At 62.6% G+C, this 17348-nt stretch carries 29 protein-coding genes and 1 pseudogene; 2 read left to right on the plus strand and 28 right to left on the minus strand.

Annotated elements, in window-relative coordinates; genetic code table 11:
* The first annotated feature begins 105 nt into the window (after nt 1–105).
* Entirely contained in the window at nt 106–948 is an 843-nt protein-coding gene (gene map / locus GRZ55_RS12645; RefSeq protein WP_169287281.1) for a type I methionyl aminopeptidase, read from the plus strand.
* Between the two features lie 32 nt (nt 949–980).
* Nucleotides 981–1736: a DNA repair protein RadC gene (gene radC, locus GRZ55_RS12650; RefSeq protein WP_169287282.1), complete on the plus strand. Its 756-nt coding sequence runs from the start codon at nt 981–983 to the stop codon at nt 1734–1736.
* Between the two features lie 69 nt (nt 1737–1805).
* On the opposite strand, the gene rplQ is transcribed toward radC, so the two are convergent.
* The 28 genes and pseudogenes from rplQ to tuf all read right to left on the minus strand — a co-directional run.
* Nucleotides 1806–2243, minus strand: coding sequence for a 50S ribosomal protein L17 (gene rplQ / locus GRZ55_RS12655; RefSeq protein ID WP_169287283.1), 438 nt, complete (start codon nt 2241–2243; stop codon nt 1806–1808).
* 42 nt (nt 2244–2285) lie between these two features.
* Complete coding sequence (locus tag GRZ55_RS12660) at nt 2286–3296, minus strand: DNA-directed RNA polymerase subunit alpha (RefSeq protein ID WP_169287284.1); 1011 nt, start codon at nt 3294–3296, stop codon at nt 2286–2288.
* Nucleotides 3297–3399: 103 nt separating this feature from the next.
* Nucleotides 3400–3789: a 30S ribosomal protein S11 gene (gene rpsK, locus GRZ55_RS12665; protein ID WP_169287285.1), complete on the minus strand. Its 390-nt coding sequence runs from the start codon at nt 3787–3789 to the stop codon at nt 3400–3402.
* 99 nt (nt 3790–3888) lie between these two features.
* Entirely contained in the window at nt 3889–4257 is a 369-nt protein-coding gene (rpsM, locus tag GRZ55_RS12670; protein ID WP_169287286.1) for a 30S ribosomal protein S13, read from the minus strand.
* A gap of 213 nt (nt 4258–4470) precedes the next feature.
* Nucleotides 4471–5061, minus strand: a complete 591-nt coding sequence (locus GRZ55_RS12675; RefSeq protein WP_169287287.1) for an adenylate kinase — start codon at nt 5059–5061, stop codon at nt 4471–4473.
* Entirely contained in the window at nt 5058–6398 is a 1341-nt protein-coding gene (secY, locus tag GRZ55_RS12680; protein ID WP_169287288.1) for a preprotein translocase subunit SecY, read from the minus strand. The genes GRZ55_RS12675 and secY overlap by 4 nt, the downstream gene beginning before the upstream one ends.
* Before the next feature lie 166 nt (nt 6399–6564).
* Nucleotides 6565–7044 (minus strand): 50S ribosomal protein L15, encoded by a 480-nt coding sequence (rplO, locus tag GRZ55_RS12685; RefSeq protein ID WP_169287289.1) that lies wholly within the window; start codon nt 7042–7044, stop codon nt 6565–6567.
* A gap of 19 nt (nt 7045–7063) precedes the next feature.
* Complete coding sequence (gene rpmD, locus GRZ55_RS12690) at nt 7064–7261, minus strand: 50S ribosomal protein L30 (protein ID WP_169287290.1); 198 nt, start codon at nt 7259–7261, stop codon at nt 7064–7066.
* 23 nt (nt 7262–7284) lie between these two features.
* A complete protein-coding gene (gene rpsE / locus GRZ55_RS12695) occupies nt 7285–7845 on the minus strand; it encodes a 30S ribosomal protein S5 (protein ID WP_169287291.1) in 561 nt (186 codons plus the stop codon).
* Nucleotides 7846–7918: 73 nt separating this feature from the next.
* On the minus strand, nt 7919–8278 hold the full coding sequence (gene rplR / locus GRZ55_RS12700) for a 50S ribosomal protein L18 (RefSeq protein WP_169287292.1): 360 nt from the start codon (nt 8276–8278) through the stop codon (nt 7919–7921).
* A gap of 12 nt (nt 8279–8290) precedes the next feature.
* Nucleotides 8291–8824, minus strand: coding sequence for a 50S ribosomal protein L6 (gene rplF / locus GRZ55_RS12705; protein WP_169287293.1), 534 nt, complete (start codon nt 8822–8824; stop codon nt 8291–8293).
* A 37-nt stretch (nt 8825–8861) separates the two neighbouring features.
* Nucleotides 8862–9260, minus strand: coding sequence for a 30S ribosomal protein S8 (gene rpsH, locus GRZ55_RS12710; protein ID WP_169287294.1), 399 nt, complete (start codon nt 9258–9260; stop codon nt 8862–8864).
* Nucleotides 9261–9272: 12 nt separating this feature from the next.
* On the minus strand, nt 9273–9578 hold the full coding sequence (rpsN, locus tag GRZ55_RS12715; protein WP_169287295.1) for a 30S ribosomal protein S14: 306 nt from the start codon (nt 9576–9578) through the stop codon (nt 9273–9275).
* A 28-nt stretch (nt 9579–9606) separates the two neighbouring features.
* Nucleotides 9607–10164, minus strand: a complete 558-nt coding sequence (rplE, locus tag GRZ55_RS12720; RefSeq protein WP_169287296.1) for a 50S ribosomal protein L5 — start codon at nt 10162–10164, stop codon at nt 9607–9609.
* Entirely contained in the window at nt 10157–10468 is a 312-nt protein-coding gene (gene rplX, locus GRZ55_RS12725; RefSeq protein ID WP_169287297.1) for a 50S ribosomal protein L24, read from the minus strand. The genes rplE and rplX overlap by 8 nt, the downstream gene beginning before the upstream one ends.
* A 12-nt stretch (nt 10469–10480) precedes the next feature.
* The gene (gene rplN / locus GRZ55_RS12730) at nt 10481–10849 is read right to left on the minus strand and encodes a 50S ribosomal protein L14 (protein WP_007009523.1); all 369 of its coding nucleotides are present in this window, start codon (nt 10847–10849) and stop codon (nt 10481–10483) included.
* A gap of 69 nt (nt 10850–10918) precedes the next feature.
* Nucleotides 10919–11161, minus strand: coding sequence for a 30S ribosomal protein S17 (rpsQ, locus tag GRZ55_RS12735; protein WP_169287298.1), 243 nt, complete (start codon nt 11159–11161; stop codon nt 10919–10921).
* A gap of 11 nt (nt 11162–11172) precedes the next feature.
* Nucleotides 11173–11373, minus strand: coding sequence for a 50S ribosomal protein L29 (rpmC, locus tag GRZ55_RS12740; protein WP_169287299.1), 201 nt, complete (start codon nt 11371–11373; stop codon nt 11173–11175).
* A gap of 15 nt (nt 11374–11388) precedes the next feature.
* On the minus strand, nt 11389–11802 hold the full coding sequence (rplP, locus tag GRZ55_RS12745; RefSeq protein ID WP_169287300.1) for a 50S ribosomal protein L16: 414 nt from the start codon (nt 11800–11802) through the stop codon (nt 11389–11391).
* 28 nt (nt 11803–11830) lie between these two features.
* The gene (gene rpsC, locus GRZ55_RS12750) at nt 11831–12532 is read right to left on the minus strand and encodes a 30S ribosomal protein S3 (protein ID WP_169287301.1); all 702 of its coding nucleotides are present in this window, start codon (nt 12530–12532) and stop codon (nt 11831–11833) included.
* Nucleotides 12532–12918, minus strand: a complete 387-nt coding sequence (rplV, locus tag GRZ55_RS12755) for a 50S ribosomal protein L22 (RefSeq protein ID WP_169287302.1) — start codon at nt 12916–12918, stop codon at nt 12532–12534. Before rplV ends, rpsC begins: the two co-directional genes overlap by 1 nt.
* A 2-nt stretch (nt 12919–12920) precedes the next feature.
* Nucleotides 12921–13199: a 30S ribosomal protein S19 gene (gene rpsS / locus GRZ55_RS12760; protein ID WP_169287303.1), complete on the minus strand. Its 279-nt coding sequence runs from the start codon at nt 13197–13199 to the stop codon at nt 12921–12923.
* Between the two features lie 16 nt (nt 13200–13215).
* A complete protein-coding gene (rplB, locus tag GRZ55_RS12765) occupies nt 13216–14052 on the minus strand; it encodes a 50S ribosomal protein L2 (RefSeq protein WP_169287304.1) in 837 nt (278 codons plus the stop codon).
* 11 nt (nt 14053–14063) lie between these two features.
* Nucleotides 14064–14357 (minus strand): 50S ribosomal protein L23, encoded by a 294-nt coding sequence (locus GRZ55_RS12770; RefSeq protein WP_169287305.1) that lies wholly within the window; start codon nt 14355–14357, stop codon nt 14064–14066.
* Nucleotides 14354–14974 carry a 50S ribosomal protein L4 gene (gene rplD, locus GRZ55_RS12775; RefSeq protein WP_169287306.1) on the minus strand — a complete coding sequence of 207 codons (621 nt, stop codon included), beginning with the start codon at nt 14972–14974 and terminating at the stop codon, nt 14354–14356. Before rplD ends, GRZ55_RS12770 begins: the two co-directional genes overlap by 4 nt.
* On the minus strand, nt 14974–15708 hold the full coding sequence (gene rplC / locus GRZ55_RS12780) for a 50S ribosomal protein L3 (protein ID WP_169287307.1): 735 nt from the start codon (nt 15706–15708) through the stop codon (nt 14974–14976). The genes rplD and rplC overlap by 1 nt, the downstream gene beginning before the upstream one ends.
* 104 nt (nt 15709–15812) lie before the next feature.
* The gene (rpsJ, locus tag GRZ55_RS12785) at nt 15813–16121 is read right to left on the minus strand and encodes a 30S ribosomal protein S10 (protein ID WP_007066362.1); all 309 of its coding nucleotides are present in this window, start codon (nt 16119–16121) and stop codon (nt 15813–15815) included.
* Nucleotides 16122–16177: 56 nt separating this feature from the next.
* Nucleotides 16178–17348: pseudogene (gene tuf, locus GRZ55_RS12790) on the minus strand (elongation factor Tu); the annotation flags it as partial.

A 17348-nucleotide genomic window follows, 5' to 3' on the forward strand; every position in this document is an offset into this window, starting at 1 on the left:
GCCCCTGCAGCGGCGCCGTCGCGCCGGATCGATCAGCCCTTGCTCAAACGGGTCGGCAATGCCAATTGTGGACCAACAAACGACATCAGATTAAACGAGCAGGACATGGTCACCTATCTCGAAGCCGATGCGCTCCCGCTGCGCAACACGGGCCAGATACGCCTCTACGGGCCGGATGCGTTCGAAGGCATGCGCAAGGCGTGCCAGCTGACCGCGCGCTGCCTCGACGAATTGGTCGACATCGTCCAGCCGGGCGTGCCGACCGAGACGATAGACAGGTTCGTCTTCGAGTTCGGGATGGATCACGGGGCGCTGCCGGCCACGCTCAACTATCGCGGCTATACCAAATCGAGCTGTACCTCGATCAACCATGTCGTCTGCCACGGAATCCCGGATGCCAAGCCGCTGCGCGAGGGCGACATCGTCAATATCGACGTGACCTACATCGTGGATGGATGGCATGGCGATTCGAGCCGCATGTATCCAGTCGGCCAGATCAAGCGGGCGGCCGAGCGCCTGCTCGAGGTCACGCATGAGTGCCTGATGCGCGGCATCGCCGCGGTGAAGCCCGGCGTACGTACCGGCGCGATCGGCGCGGCCATCCAGCAATTCGCGGAAGCCGAGCGCTGCTCGGTCGTTCGTGATTTCTGCGGCCATGGCGTCGGCCTGCTCTTTCACGATGCGCCGAACATCCTGCATTATGGCAGCCCGCATGAAGGCGTGGAGATGCGCGAAGGCATGATCTTCACGATCGAGCCGATGATCAATCTCGGCCGGCCGCATGTGAAGGTACTGGCCGACGGCTGGACCGCCGTGACGCGCGACCGGTCGCTTTCCGCCCAGTACGAACACACGATCGGCGTGACTTCGGAAGGCTGCGAGATATTCTCGCTCTCGCCGGGCGGGCTCGACCGACCCGGGCTTGCCGACAGCGCGCCCCAGGCATAGGCTCAGGCCACTTCACGCGAGGGGGTGGCGCGATGCAGGAAGGTGAGGACGAAAGAGGCTTCTTCGCAGAAGTCCCGCCCTCGCCGACCAAGGCGGGGCGACTGGCTCGGCAGGAAAAGCCCCATTATTACGGCCATCGCGAACGTCTCCGCGACCGCTTTCGCGACAATGGTGCCGCAGCGCTCGCCGATTACGAGCTGCTCGAGCTTATACTCTTCCGCTCGATCCCGCGCGCCGATACCAAGGGACCAGCCAAAGCGCTGTTGAAGCGTTTCGGCTCCTTCGCCGAGGTTCTGGGCGCACCGGAACACCTGCTGCGCGAAGTGGAGGGCATCGGCGCAGCGGCGGCCACCGACATCAAACTCGTCGCGGCGGCGGCCAGCCGCATGGTGAAGGGCGAGATCGCCGCGCGGCCGCTGCTGAGTTCCTGGCAGCAGGTCCTCGAATACTGCCGGGCGGCGATGGCTTTCGAGACGCGCGAACAGTTTCGCATCCTCTTCCTCGACAAGAAGAACGTGCTGATCGCCGACGAGGTCCAGCAATCCGGCACCGTCGACCATACGCCGGTCTATCCCCGGGAAGTCGTGCGCCGGGCGCTGGAGCTCTCGGCCTCGGCCCTCATCCTGCTGCACAACCACCCGTCCGGCGACCCGGCGCCCTCGCGCGCCGACATCGACATGACGCGGACCATCATCGAGACGGCGAAACCGCTCGGCATCGTGGTCCACGACCATATCGTGATCGGCCGCTCCGGACATGCCAGCATGAAGGGCCTGCAACTGATCTGAGCAAAGAAAAAGGGGCCCCGAGGGCCCCTTTCCCGTTCCCGCATGCGGGATATCAATTGACCGTCCGGCTTACGCGGCGGCTTCCTCACGATTTTCGTTCTCGGACTCGGCTTCCATGCGGGCCTTGTCGGCCGCGCCCTTGGCACTGACGTCGCGATCGACGAACTCGATAACCGCCATCGGCGCGTTGTCGCCGTAACGGAAACCGGCCTTCATGATGCGCAGATAGCCGCCATTGCGATCAGCATAACGCGGCGCGATCTCATCGAAGAGGCGCTTTGCCATGGTCTCGTTGCGGATCTGCGAGATCGCCTGACGACGGGCATGCAGATTGCCACGCTTACCGAGCGTGACGAGCTTCTCCACGATCGGGCGAAGTTCCTTCGCCTTCGGGAGTGTGGTGACGATCTGCTCATGTTCGATGAGCGATGCGGCCATGTTGGCGAACAGCGCCTTGCGGTGGCTTGCGGTGCGGTTCAGCTTGCGGCCGGAATTTCCGTGGCGCATGAGCCTTCTCCTTCAAAAGTGTTCCTGCGAGGCGCGATGGCCTCAGTACTGATCTTCGTAGCGCTTGGCCAGATCGTCGATGTTGTCCGGCGGCCAATCCGGCACTTCCATGCCGAGATGAAGCCCCATGGAAGCCAGCACTTCCTTGATCTCGTTCAGCGACTTGCGGCCGAAATTCGGCGTGCGCAGCATCTCCGCCTCGGTCTTCTGAATGAGATCGCCGATGTAGACGATGTTGTCGTTCTTCAGGCAGTTGGCCGAACGGACGGAAAGCTCCAGTTCGTCGACCTTCTTGAGAAGCGCGGGGTTGAAGGCAAGCTCGGTAACCTGCTCGGACGGCTCTTCCTTCTGGGGCTCGTCGAAATTGACGAACATGCCCAGCTGATCCTGCAAAATGCGCGCGGCAAAGGCCACGGCATCCTCGCCGGTGATCGATCCGTCGGTCTCAAGCGTCAAGGTCAGCTTGTCATAATCGAGAACCTGGCCCTCGCGGGTGTTCTCGACCTTGTAGGAGACCTTGCGAACCGGGGAATAGAGGCTGTCGACCGGAATGAGGCCGATCGGCGCGTCTTCCGCACGGTTGCGATCGGCGGGCACATAACCCTTGCCGGTGTCCACGGTGAATTCCATGCGGATCTCAGCATCCTCGTCCAGCGTGCAGAGCACGTGATCGGGATTGAGGACTTCCACGTCGCCCACGGTCTGGATGTCGCCGGCAGTGACGATGCCCGGGCCCTGCTTGCGCACGACCATGCGCTTGGGCCCCTCGCCTTCCATGCTGATGGCGATTTCCTTGATGTTGAGGACGATGTCGGTCACGTCCTCTCGCACACCCGGGATCGACGAGAATTCATGCAGAACGCCATCGATCTGAACGGCCGTCACGGCGGCACCGCGCAGCGACGACAACAGGACGCGACGCAGGGCGTTGCCCAGCGTGAGGCCGAAACCGCGCTCGAGCGGCTCGGCGACCAGCGTCGTCAGGGTCTTGCCCTTGGAGGAGAATTCAAGCTTGTTGGGCTTGATCAGTTCCTGCCAGTTTTTCTGGATCATGCTTGTTTCCTTCCGTAACCCGGCCACCATCCAATCGTGGCGGGTGAATTGGAAACCGCGGAGGAGCGCCATTGAAGACGCTCACACGGTGTGCGTGGAGCGACTAGACGCGGCGCTTCTTGCGCGGACGGCAGCCATTGTGCGGGATCGGCGTCACATCACGGATCGACGTGATGGTGAAACCGGCCGCCTGGAGCGCGCGCAGAGCCGACTCGCGGCCCGAACCGGGACCGGAGACCTCGACCTCGAGCATCTTCATGCCATGCTCCTGCGCCTTGCGGGCGCAATCTTCCGCAGCGATCTGCGCGGCAAAGGGAGTCGACTTGCGCGATCCCTTGAAACCCTGCGAACCTGCCGACGACCAGGCAATGGTGTTGCCCTGCGCATCGGTCACGGTGATCATGGTGTTGTTGAAGGTCGAACTCACATGGGCGACGCCCGTTGTGATGTTTTTGCGTTCGCGGCGGCGGACGCGGGCGGCTTCTTTGGCCATAGTGTTACCTTTCCTGATCTCGACACCGCCGTAATGCCAGCGGCTCCACCTTCGCGGAGAGCCGCAAGGCGCTCCGCGAAAAATTCCTGACCGGCGTGATTACTTCTTCTTGCCGGCGATGGCCTTCGCGGGACCCTTGCGGGTGCGCGCGTTGGTATGGGTGCGCTGGCCGCGGACGGGCAGCGAGCGACGATGGCGCAGGCCGCGGTAGCAGCCCAGATCCATCAGACGCTTGATGTTCATGGCGACCTCGCGGCGCAGATCACCCTCGACCTGGTAGTCACGGTCGATCGTCTCGCGGATCTGAATGACCTCGGAGTCGGTGAGCTGGTTCACGCGCCGTTCGGCGGGAATTCCAACCTTCTCGACAATCTCGTTCGCGAATTTCGCGCCGATGCCGTGAATGTACTGCAGCGCGATGACGACACGCTTGTTGGTCGGGATATTGACGCCTGCTATGCGGGCCATGGTCTTCTCCATTTGAGCCGGTATGCCCGGCGCTTGTGTGAGGCCGGTCGAGCCGGCATTTTCAGTTCACTCCGCGTCCGGTGGAGGCCGGCCCTTGCGAAGGGTGTTTCCAATGCACGAAAGCCGCGCCCCAATGAAGGCGCGACATACGCTGTCTGGTTGGAAGACGGGCCGCTATAGTCCAGTCCGGCCGATCCGTCAACCTCTGTCGCTTCAGACCCTGACGCCCTGCAGGATCTTCTCGATCTCCGCGGTGACGACGTCCATGTCGGCCATGCCGTCCACGGTCTTCAGCTCGCCCTGTCGCTCGTAATAGGCCGACAGCGGCGCAGTCTTGTTCCGGTATTCCTCGAGGCGGGTGCGGAAGGAGTCGGCATTATCGTCCGCCCTCACCTTTCCGCCCGCAGCGGCGGTCTCGGCCGCACGCTTCTCGATGCGCTTGACCAGCTCGTCTTCGACGACCTTGAGCTCGATCACGGCATCAAGCGAGATGCCCTTGTCGGCCAGCATGGCCGTCAGCGCCTCGGCCTGCGCGACGGTGCGCGGAAATCCATCGAGGATGAACCCCTTTGCGGCGTCCGGCTCGTCGATGCGCTCCGAAACGATCTGGTTCACGACATCGTCGGAAACCAGCCCTCCCGAATCCATGATCGACTTCGCCTTGCGGCCAATATCGGTGCCATTGGCAACAGCGGAACGCAGCATGTCGCCCGTCGACAATTGCGGAATCCCGTGCTTCTCGACCAGTCTGGCGGCCTGTGTCCCCTTGCCGGCTCCCGGCGGTCCGAGCAGTATAAGCCTCATCGTCCCCGTCTTCCTCCACGCAACTTCGACTTCTTGATCAGCCCCTCATACTGATGGGCGATCAGATGGCCCTGCGTCTGCGCCACGGTATCGAGCGTGACGCTGACCACGATGAGCAGCGATGTACCACCCAGATAGAAAGGTACGCCGGTCGCCGAGATCAGAAACTCGGGAATGAGGCATACAACGACCAGGTAGAGCGCGCCGACGACCGTGATGCGGGTCAGCACGTAATCGATGTACTCGGCCGTGCGCTCACCGGGACGATAGCCGGGAATGAAGCCAGAATGCTTCTTCAGATTGTCGGCGGTGTCCTTCGGGTTGAAGACGATGGCCGTGTAGAAGAAAGCGAAGAAGGCGATCATGCCGGCATAAAACAGCATGTAGAGCGGCTGACCGTGGCCGAGCGTCGCCAGGACCGTCGCGGCCCATCCGGGCAGCTGCGTGGTGTCGGAGAAGCCGGCCAGCGTCGCGGGCAGAAGCAGAAGCGAGGAGGCGAAGATCGGCGGGATGACGCCGGCCGTGTTCAGCTTCAGCGGCAGGTGCGAGGTATCGCCCTGGAACATCCGGTTGCCGACCTGGCGCTTCGGATACTGGATCAGAAGGCGCCTCTGGGCCCGTTCGAAGAACACGATCACGCCGATCAGCACGAAGGCCAGCAGGAGAATCGCGATGATGAGCGCGGTCGAAAGCGCACCGGTGCGGCCGAGTTCAAGCGTACCGGCGATCGCTGACGGAAGGCCCGCCACGATGCCCGCAAAAATGATCAGGGAGATGCCGTTGCCGAGACCGCGTGCCGTGATCTGCTCGCCGAGCCACATCAGGAACATGGTGCCGCCGACCAGCGTGATGACAGCGGAAATACGGAAGAACCAGCCCGGATCGGTAACGATGTCCTGGCCGGTCTCCAGCCCCACGGCAATGCCGTAGGCCTGGACGGTGGCCAGCAGCACGGTGCCGTAGCGCGTGTACTGGTTGATGATCTTGCGGCCCTGCTCGCCTTCCTTCTTCAGCTGCTCCAATGTCGGCACGACGGCCGTCATGAGCTGCATGATAATGGAGGCGGAGATATAGGGCATGATGCCCAGCGCGAAGATCGCCATGCGCTCCACGGCGCCGCCGGCGAACATGTTGAACATGCCGAGCACGCCGCCCGACTGCTGCTCGAAGGCCTGCGCGAAGGCCAGAGGATTGATACCGGGCATCGGGATATAGGTACCGATGCGGTAGACGATCAGGGCACCCAGCGTGAACCAGATTCGCTTCTTGAGGTCCTCGGCCTTGGCGAAGGCCGAAAAGTTCAGGTTCGCCGCAAGTTGTTCTGCCGCCGATGCCATGAAGAATTCTCCGAAAGAGGACGGGCGACGTTTCGCGCCGCAGGTCCTTCTGTCTATCGCGTCGAGATCTCGCGCAGTGCCTCCCCCGCGCAGAACGACCGACCCGAGATAAGGCTCAGACCGCCGATATGCAAGCCGGGGCGTGTAGCCCCGGCTCGACATTTCGTCACGCTTCGGCGGACGCTTCCTTTTCGGGCAGCTTGATGCTGCCGCCGGCCTTCTCGATCTTCTCGATCGCGGCCTTGGAGGCACCAGCCACTTCGAAAGTGACCTTGGCCTTGAGTTCGCCGCCGGAAAGGATGCGAACGCCGTCCTTGGCGCGGCGCACGACGCCGGCCTTGATCAGCGCTTCGGTCGTCACCGTCTCCTTGGCGTCGAGCTTCTTGGCATCGATTGCCGTCTGGATGCGAGCCAGCGAGACTTCATTGAAGTCCTTGCCGAAGATGTTCTTGAAGCCGCGCTTGGGCAGGCGCCGATAGATCGGCATCTGGCCGCCCTCGAAGCCGTTGAGCGCCACGCCGGAACGCGAGCTCTGGCCCTTGACGCCGCGACCACCGGTCTTGCCGGAGCCCGAGCCAATTCCGCGGCCAACGCGCTTGCGCGACTGATTCGCGCCTTCGCGGTCGTGCAGTTCGTTGAGTTTCATAACGTTGCTCCCGCGCTGCTCAAGCCTCGTCCACGACGCGGACGAGGTGGTTGACCTTGGCGATCATGCCACGCACGGAAGGAGTATCCTCCAGCGTGCGACGGCGATGCATCTTGTTGAGGCCGAGACCGATCAGCGTCTGACGCTGGTCGGGCGACCGACGAATGGGGCTGCCGATCTGTTCGACAACCAGGGTCTTGCCCTTGCTGCTAGCCATTGTTCTGTCTCCGCTCTGGGCGCCTATTCCTCGGCCGCAACGGCGCCGCCACGGCGCGTCTGGAGCGTCGAGTACTTGATGCCACGCTGGGCAGCGATGTCCTTGGGATGCATCTGCCGCTTCAGCGCGTCGAAAGTCGCGCGCACCATGTTGTAGGGATTGGAAGATCCCATCGACTTGGCAACGACGTCGTGCATGCCGAGCGTTTCGAAGACGGCGCGCATGGGGCCGCCCGCGATGATGCCGGTACCGGCCTTGGCGGTGCGCAGCAGAACCTTGCCGGCTCCATGGCGGCCATGCACGTCATGGTGCAGGGTACGACCCGAGCGCAGCGGCACGAAGATCATGTCGCGCTTGGCACTCTCGGTAGCCTTGCGGATCGCCTCCGGCACTTCGCGCGCCTTGCCATGACCGAAGCCGACACGGCCCTTCTGGTCACCCACGACGACGAGCGCAGCGAAGCCGAAACGACGGCCACCCTTGACCACCTTGGCAACGCGGTTGATGTGAACGAGCTTGTCGACAAATTCGCTGTCGCGCTCCTCGCGGTCGCGTCCGCGACCCTCTCTGCGGTCTTGTGCCATTGCCCTGATCCTTATTCTTTTCCGGAAGCACAGATTGAAAATGCGATCGGGCGCCTGTTGCGCCCGCCGCGGTTCAGAAGCTCAGCCCGCCCTCCCGAGCGGCGTCGGCCAGCGCCTTGACGCGGCCATGGTAGATGTACGGCCCGCGGTCGAACACGACCTGGGAGACACCCGCCTTCTTCGCGCGCTCGGCAATCAGCTTGCCGACCTCGACGGCAGCCGACGTATCGGCACCCGTCTTGAGCGAGCCCTTGAGATCCTTGTCCAGGGTCGAAGCGGCAGCGAGGGTGTGACCTTTCGCGTCGTCGATGATCTGGACATAGATATTCTTGGACGAGCGATAAACCGACAGGCGCGGACGCTCGCCGGCAACTTTCTTGACCTGTTTGCGCACGCGGGTGGCGCGGCGAACAATCGAACTCTTCGTAGCCATGACGTGCAGTCCCTACTTCTTCTTGCCTTCCTTGCGGAGGATTCGCTCATTCGCATAGCGCACGCCCTTGCCCTTGTAGGGCTCCGGCGGCCGGTATGCGCGAATCTCCGAGGCGGTCTGGCCGACAACCTGCTTGTCGATGCCGCTCACGACGATTTCGGTCGGCTTCGGCACGGCGATGGTGACACCTTCGCGCGCCTCGTAGACCACATCGTGGCTGAAGCCAAGCGCCAGCTGCAGATTCTTGCCCTGCATCGCCGCGCGATAACCCACGCCGGTGATCTCGAGCTTGCGCTCGTAACCGTTTGCCACGCCATCGAAGATGTTCTGGATCTGGGTCCGGGACATGCCCCACTTGGAGCGTGCGTCCTTGGACTGATCCTTAGGCTCGACGGAAACGGCGCCGTCTTCCATCTTCACCAGAACCTCGTCATTGACGAGAAACTTCAGTTCGCCCTTCGGGCCCTTCGCGGTGACGGTCTGGCCGTCCACACTCGCCGTCACGCCCTTGGGCACGGCGATCGGTCTCTTACCGATACGAGACATGTTCGTGTCCTCGCTTCTTGTTTTTCAGCCGACCAGATCAGAAGATCCGGCAGAGAATTTCCCCGCCGACATTCTGCTCGCGCGCCTCGTGATCCGCCATCACGCCCTTCGGCGTGGACAGGATGGAGACGCCAAGGCCGTTGGCGACATTGGGGATCGACTTGACCGACACGTAGACGCGGCGGCCCGGCTTGGAGACGCGAGCGATCTCGCGAATCACCGGCTCACCGTCGAAATATTTCAGCTCGATCTCGATCTCGGACTTGCCGTTATCGAAATCGGTCTGGCTATAGTCACGGATGTAGCCTTCCGACTTCATCACGTCGAGAACGCGGGCGCGCAGCTTGGAGGCCGGGGTGGAGACCTTGGTCTTCCGGCGGCCGTAGGCGTTGCGGATGCGTGTCAGCATATCGCCGAGGGGATCACTTAGTGCCATGTTCCCGACTCCTTACCAGCTCGACTTCACAAGACCGGGGATGAGGCCGCTATTGCCGAGTTCCCTCAGCGCAATACGGCTCATCTTCAGCTTGCGATAATAAGCGCGCGGGCGACCGGTGACCTCGCAACGATTGCGAACGCGGGTCTTGGACGAGTTGCGCGGCAGGGCGGCCAGTTCCAACTGAGCGCGGAAACGCTCTTCCATCGGATTGGTCTGGTCCATGATGATCTTCTTCAGCTCCGCGCGCTTGGCGGCAAAGCGGTGGACCATCTGCCGGCGCTTCTTGTCCTTCTCGACTGCACTTGTCTTGGCCATGTCTATGCCTGTCCTTTTCTCGCTGCCGTTACCGGCGGAAGGGGAAGTTGAAAGCCGTGAGCAGCGCCCGGGCCTCGTCGTCCGTCTTCGCGGTCGTACAAACGATGATGTCCATTCCCCAGATCTGATCGACCTTGTCGTAATTGATCTCGGGGAACACGATGTGCTCCTTGACGCCCATGGCAAAATTGCCGCGGCCGTCGAAGCTCTTTGGGTTCAGGCCGCGAAAGTCACGCACGCGCGGCAGCGCGATGGTGACCAGGCGGTCCAGAAATTCGTACATGCGGTCCTGGCGAAGGGTGACCTTGGCACCGATCGGCATGAACTCGCGCACCTTGAAGCCGGCGATCGACTTGCGGGCCTTGGTGATGACGGCCTTCTGGCCGGCAATCATCGTCAGGTCCTCGGCCGCCACCGAAGGCTTCTTGGAATCGGCGGTCGCTTCGCCAACACCCATGTTGATGACGACCTTGTCGATGCGCGGAACCTGAAGCTCGTTCGCATACCCGAACTGCTCGGTCATCGCGCTGCGGATCGTGTCCCGGTAAAGGGTCTTCATCCGCGGTTCGTATTTGGTGTCAGCCATTGATCACTTCTCCCGAGCGCTTGGCGACGCGCACCTTGCCGCCGTCGCGGATCTCGAAACCGACGCGGGTCGGCTTGCCGTCCTTGGGATCGGCGATCGCGATGTTCGACAGATGGATCGGCGCTTCCTTGCGGATGATGCCGCCTTCCTGATTGGCCGACTGGCGCTGGTGACGCACGACCATGTTGATGCCGCGTACCAGGGCCTTGTCGTCCTTGGGCATAACCCTGACGACCTCGCCGGTGCGGCCCTTGTCCTTGCCGGCCAAGACGACGACCTTGTCGCCCTTGCGAATCTTCTGCATCTTTCCGGCTCCTTACAGCACTTCCGGTGCCAGCGAGATGATCTTCATGTGGTTCTTGGCGCGCAGTTCGCGCGGCACAGGACCGAAGATACGGGTGCCCACCGGCTCCTTCTTGTTGTCGACCAGCACGGCCGCATTCTTGTCGAATCGGATCACGCTGCCGTCGGCGCGGCGAATGTCCTTGGCCGTGCGAACCACGACCGCCTTCATCACGTCGCCCTTCTTGACGCGGCCGCGCGGGATGGCTTCCTTGACCGACACCACGATGATGTCGCCCACGGAAGCGTATTTCCGCTTCGAGCCGCCCAGCACCTTGATGCACATAACACGACGGGCGCCGGAATTGTCCGCGACGTCAAGGTTTGTCTGCATCTGAATCATGACTGGCCGCCTTCTTCTTCTCTACCGACAGGGGTCCAGTTCCCTGCCCGGATGACTTTCGTTGTTCCGTTATTCGGCCTGAGCCTCGGTGACCACGACCCAACGCTTGTTCTTCGACATGGGTGCAGCCTCCTGGATCAGGACGATATCGCCGACCTTGCACGCATTGCTTTCGTCATGCGCCTGGTACTTCTTCGACATGCGCACGGTCTTCTTCATCACCGGGTGGGTGAAGCGCCGTTCGATCTTGACGACGACCGTCTTGTCATTCTTGTCGCTGACGACGGTGCCCTGCATTACGCGCTTTGGCATGTTGTTCGTCCTTACGCCTTCTTGTCGGCCGACTTTTCGGCCGCAATCGTCTTGATACGCGCAATGTCACGGCGAACCTGCCGGATGCGCGCGGTTTTCTCCAGCTGCCCCGTCGCTCTCTGAAAGCGAAGGTTGAACTGCTCCTTCTTGAGCGCGGCCAGTTCGTCGGCCAGCTCATCAGGGGTCTTGGACCTCACGTCGGAAGCCTTCATGACGCTCGTCCTTTCCTATTCCGCGATGCGCTGTACGAAGCGCGTCTTGACCGAGAGCTTGGCAGCGCCGAGGCGCAGCGCCTCACGTGCGACATCCTCGGCAACGCCGTCGATCTCGAACATGATGCGGCCGGGCTTTACGCGCGCGGCCCAGTAGTCGACCGAACCCTTGCCCTTACCCATGCGGACCTCGGTCGGCTTGGATGTGACCGGCAGGTCGGGGAAGACGCGGATCCACACACGGCCCTGGCGCTTCATGAAGCGCGTGATGGCGCGGCGGGCTGCCTCGATCTCGCGCGCGGTGACGCGGTTGGGTTCCAGCGCCTTCAGTCCGAAGCCACCGAAATTGAGGTCCGTGCCGCCCTTCGCCAGGCCGTGGATACGGCCCTTGAACTGCTTGCGGAACTTTGTGCGCTTAGGCTGCAGCATCTCTTAATTCTCCAAATGTTCAGCCAGCTCAGGCGTTCTCGCGGCGGCGGTTGCCGCCCTGATCGCCCTCGATGGCGCGGCGCTCGGAGGCCATCGGGTCATGCTCGAGGATCTCGCCCTTGAACACCCAGACCTTGACGCCACAGATACCGTAAGCGGTCTTTGCCTCGGCACGACCGTAATCGACATCGGCGCGCAGCGTGTGCAGCGGAACGCGACCTTCGCGATACCACTCCATGCGCGCGATCTCGGCACCGCCGAGACGGCCGGAGCAGTTGATGCGGATGCCCTCGGCGCCCAGACGCATGGCCGACTGAACGGCACGCTTCATGGCGCGGCGGAAGGCAACGCGGCGCTCCAGCTGCTGCGCGATGGACTGCGCGATCAGCGTGGCGTCGATCTCGGGCTTGCGGACCTCGACGATGTTGAGGTGCGTGTCGACCTTGGTCATGTCGGTCAGCTTCTTGCGAAGCTTCTCGATGTCGGCGCCCTTCTTGCCGATGATGAGGCCCGGGCGCGCCGCATGAATGGTCACGCGGCACTTCTTGTGCGGACGCTCGATCACGATCTTGGAGACGGCGGCCTGCTTGAGTTCCTTCTCGAGGTACTCACGGATCTTCAGATCCTCGTGCAGGAGCTTGCCGTACTCGCCCGTATTGGCGAACCAGCGCGAGTCCCAGGTGCGGTTGATGCCGAGCCGAAGACCGATCGGATTGATTTTCTGGCCCATCAGGCGGCCTCCACTTCTTCTAGTTCGCGCACGACGATGGTCAGATGCGAGAACGGCTTCTCGATGCGGCTGGCGCGACCGCGGCCACGTGCGTGGAACCGCTTCATCACGATCGACTTGCCGACATAGGCCTCGGCCACAACGAGAGCATCCACGTCCAAGCCGTGATTGTTCTCGGCATTGGCGATTGCCGATTCCAGCGTCTTCCTGACCGTGCCGGCGATCCGCTTGCGCGAAAATTCCAGATCGGTCAGCGCGGTAGCAACCGACTTGCCGCGGATCATGGCGGCAACCAGGTTGAGCTTCTGCGGGCTGACGCGGAGCGTGCGGGCAACCGCACGCGCCTCGTTATCCGCAAGCCTGCGCGGAGCCTTGGCCTTGCCCATGATTACTTCCTCTTAGCCTTCTTGTCCGCGCCATGACCGTAATAGGTCCGGGTCGGAGCGAATTCGCCGAATTTGTGGCCCACCATCTCCTCGGAAACGGAGACCGGGATGTGCTTTTGGCCGTTGTAGACGCCGAAGGTAAGACCGACGAACTGGGGCAGGACCGTAGAACGGCGGCTCCAGATCTTGATCACCTCGTTACGGCCGCCTTCGCGCACCTTGTCGGCCTTCTTCAACAGGAAGCCGTCGACGAACGGGCCTTTCCAGACAGAACGTGTCACGTCGGACTACCTTTCCTTACTTCTTGCGCTGATGGCGCGAGCGCATGATGAACTTGTCGGTCGACTTGTTCGACCGTGTCCGCTTGCCCTTGGTCGGCTGACCCCAGGGCGACACCGGGTGACGACCACCCGACGTACGACCTTCACCGCCACCATGCGGGTGATCGACAGGGTTCATGGACACGCCGCGGTTGGCGGGGCGACGGCCACGCCAGCGCGAACGACCAGCCTTGCCATCGTTGGTGTTGCCGTGATCGGAATTCGAAACCGCACCGACGGTGGCCATGCAGGAGCCGTGAACGACGCGCTGCTCACCCGAATTGAGGCGCAGGATCGCCATGCCCTGGTCGCGACCGACCAGCTGGGCGTAGGCACCGGCCGAACGCGCGATTTGTCCGCCCTTGGCGGGCTTCAGCTCGACATTGTGCACGATCGTGCCGACCGGCATGACGCCCAGCGGCATCGCATTGCCGGGCTTCACGTCGACGTCCTTCTCGCCCGAAATCACCTGGTCGCCGGCCGAAAGGCGCTGCGGCGCGATGATGTAGGACAGCTCACCATCATCGTACTTGATCAGCGCGATGAACGCGGTCCGGTTCGGATCGTATTCGATACGCTCGACGGTCGCCGGCATGTCAAACTTGCGCCGGCGGAAGTCGACCATGCGATAGGTACGCTTGTGACCGCCACCGCGATGGCGGACCGTCATGCGACCGGCATTGTTTCGTCCGCCCTTGGAGGAAAGACCCTCGGTCAGGCCCTTCACCGGCTTGCCCTTGTAGAGGCCGGAGCGGTCCACGATGACCAGCTGACGCTGGCCGGGCGTGGTCGGATTGAATGTCTTGAGTGCCATCTTCTACGTCCTCAAAGACCGGTTGAGACGTCGATCGAATGGCCATCGGCCAGGGTCACGACAGCCTTCTTGACATCGCTCTGCCGCCCGCGGGTTCCGCGGAAGCGCTTGACCTTGCCCTTGCGGACCAGCGTGTTGACGCCGGTCACCTTGACCTTGAAGAGCGCCTCGATGGCGGCCTTGATCTCGGGCTTGGTCGCCTTCTTGGCGACGTTGAAAACGACCTGGTTGTTCTCGGAGGCCATCGTCGACTTCTCGGTCACGACGGGGCTCACGATCACATCGTAGTGGCGAAGTTCAGTCATTTGAACCGCTCCTCCAGAGCCTCGATCGCGGACTTCGACAACACAAGCGTGCCTCGCCGCAGGATGTCGTAGACATTGATGCCCTGGATGGGCAGCACGTCCACGTTCGGAATGTTTGCCGCAGCGCGGCGGAAGTTCTGATCAATCTCGGCGCCGCCGATCATCAGAACATTCGTAAGCCCGAGCTTGGCGAAGCTGTCCACCAACGCCCTGGTCTTGATCTCATTGACCACGAGATCGTCGATGACGATGAGCGCGGATGCCTTGGCCTTGGCCGAAAGCGCGTGCTTCAGACCAAGCGCGCGGACCTTCTTGGGAAGGTCGATCGCATGGCTGCGCGAGACCGGGCCGTGGGCCTTGCCACCGCCGCGGAACTGCGGAGCGCGCGCCGAGGAGTGACGAGCGCGACCGGTGCCCTTCTGGCGGTACATCTTGGCGCCGGTGCGCGAGATGTCGGCGCGGCCCTTGGTCTGGTGCGTGCCCTGCTGGCGCTTGGCCAGCTGCCAGCGCACCACACGCTGCAGGATATCCTCGCGCGGCTCGAGACCGAAGATCTCGTCAGCCAGCGTGACCTTGCCAGCATCCTTGCCAGCGAGAGTGGTTACTTTCACGTCCATCACTCGGCTCCCTCGCTCGCCTTGGCTTCTTCAGCCGCGGGAGCTTCATTCTTGGCCGCCGCCGCGCGGATCGCCGCCGGCTTCGGGGCATTGTCGGGCAGCGGCTGCTTGACGGCGTCGCGCACCATGATCCAGGAGCCCTTGGCGCCGGGAACGGCACCACGAATAAGGATCAGGCCGCGGTCGACATCGGTCGAGACCACTTCCAGGTTCTGGGTGGTCACACGGGTGGCACCCATGTGTCCGGCCATCTTCTTGCCCTTGAACACCCTGCCCGGATCCTGGTTCTGACCCGTCGAGCCGTGCGCGCGGTGCGACACCGAGTTACCGTGAGATGCACGACCGCCACCGAAATTGTGGCGCTTCATGACACCCTGGAAGCCCTTGCCGATCGACGTCCCCGTCACGTCGACCTTCTGGCCGGCGACGAAGTGATCGACCGTGATTTCCGCGCCGATATCGACGAGGTTGTCGGGCGAGACCCGGAATTCGGCAACCCGCGCCTTGGGCTCGACGGAGGCGGTGGCGAAGTGGCCACGCATTGCCTTCGGCGTGTTCTTGACCTTGGCGAGGCCCACACCGAGCTGGAGCGCGGTATAGCCGTTCTTATCCTGGGTGCGCTGCGCGACGACCTGGCAGTTCTCCATACGGAGTACCGTGACCGGCACATGCTCGCCGGCGTCGTTGTAGACGCGGGTCATCCCGACTTTCTGTGCGATTACACCTGAACGCATCGGTTCGTTTCCTTCAGAGTTCCCGGACGGGACATCGTCCCCTCCGCCTCTCTTCTTTCAGAGGAGCCTTCGGGCATGCCCTCCGGCTCATGGTTTCTTGCCCCTTAGAGCTTGATCTCCACGTCGACACCTGCGGCGAGATCGAGCTTCATGAGCGCGTCGACCGTCTGCGGAGTCGGGTCAACGATGTCGAGAAGGCGCTTGTGGGTGCGCATCTCGAACTGCTCGCGCGACTTCTTGTCGATGTGCGGCGAGCGGTTGACCGTGAACTTCTCGATCCGCGTCGGCAGCGGGATGGGCCCACGCACATTGGCGCCGGTCCGTTTTGCCGTCGAAACGATCTCGCGCGTCGAAGCGTCGAGGACACGATGGTCGAACGCTTTGAGGCGAATTCGGATATTTTGTCCGTTCATCCGTGACTTCCTTGTCCTTCGCGGGCGCGGGCAGCGCCCGCGTCAGACCTTACCTGTTACTCGGTGATCGATGCGACGATGCCGGCGCCGACGGTGCGGCCGCCTTCGCGAATGGCGAAGCGCAGCTTTTCTTCCATGGCGATCGGCACGATCAGCTCGACGTCGACCGTCACGTTGTCGCCCGGCATCACCATCTCGGTGCCCTCGGGAAGCGACACCACACCCGTCACGTCGGTCGTGCGGAAGTAGAACTGCGGACGGTAGTAAGAACGGCGTGTGACGGCCACCCTCCTCCTTCGTCAGAATRTAGGCCTCGGCCTTGAACTTGGTGTGCGGCTTCACCGAACCCGGCTTGCACAGAACCTGACCACGCTCAACGCCCTCGCGGTCCACACCACGCARAAGCGCGCCGATATTGTCGCCAGCCTGGCCCTGGTCCAGAAGCTTGCGGAACATCTCCACACCCGTCACGATGGTCTTGGACGAGGCGCGGATGCCGACGATCTCGACTTCCTCGCCAACCTTCACGATGCCGCGCTCGACGCGACCCGTCACAACCGTGCCGCGGCCCGAGATCGAGAACACGTCCTCGATCGGCATCAGGAAGGGCTGGTCGATCGGACGCTCCGGCGTCGGGATGTAGCGGTCAACCTCGGCCATCAGCTTGCGAACCGCGTCCTCGCCGATCTCCTTGTTGGAATCCTCCAGCGCCGCAAGAGCCGAACCCGGAATGATCGGAATGTCGTCGCCCGGGAACTCGTACATCGACAGAAGCTCGCGAACCTCRAGCTCGACAAGCTCCAGAAGCTCCGGATCGTCAACCTGGTCGACCTTGTTCAGGAACACAACAATCGCCGGAACACCAACCTGGCGGGCCAGAAGAATGTGCTCGCGCGTCTGCGGCATCGGGCCGTCGGCCGCCGAAACAACCAGGATCGCACCGTCCATCTGCGCGGCACCCGTGATCATGTTCTTCACATAGTCGGCGTGGCCAGGGCAGTCGACATGCGCGTAGTGACGCGCTTCCGTCTCGTACTCGACATGCGCCGTCGAGATCGTGATGCCGCGCGCCTTCTCCTCAGGCGCCGCGTCGATCTGGTCATAGGCGCGGAACTCGCCGAAATACTTCGTGATCGCAGCCGTCAAAGACGTCTTGCCATGGTCAACGTGACCAATCGTGCCAATGTTCACATGCGGCTTGTTGCGCTCGAATTTGCTTTTGGCCAT

The sequence above is a fragment of the Chelativorans sp. ZYF759 genome, from assembly GCF_012911015.1.
Lineage (GTDB): Bacteria > Pseudomonadota > Alphaproteobacteria > Rhizobiales > Rhizobiaceae > ZYF759.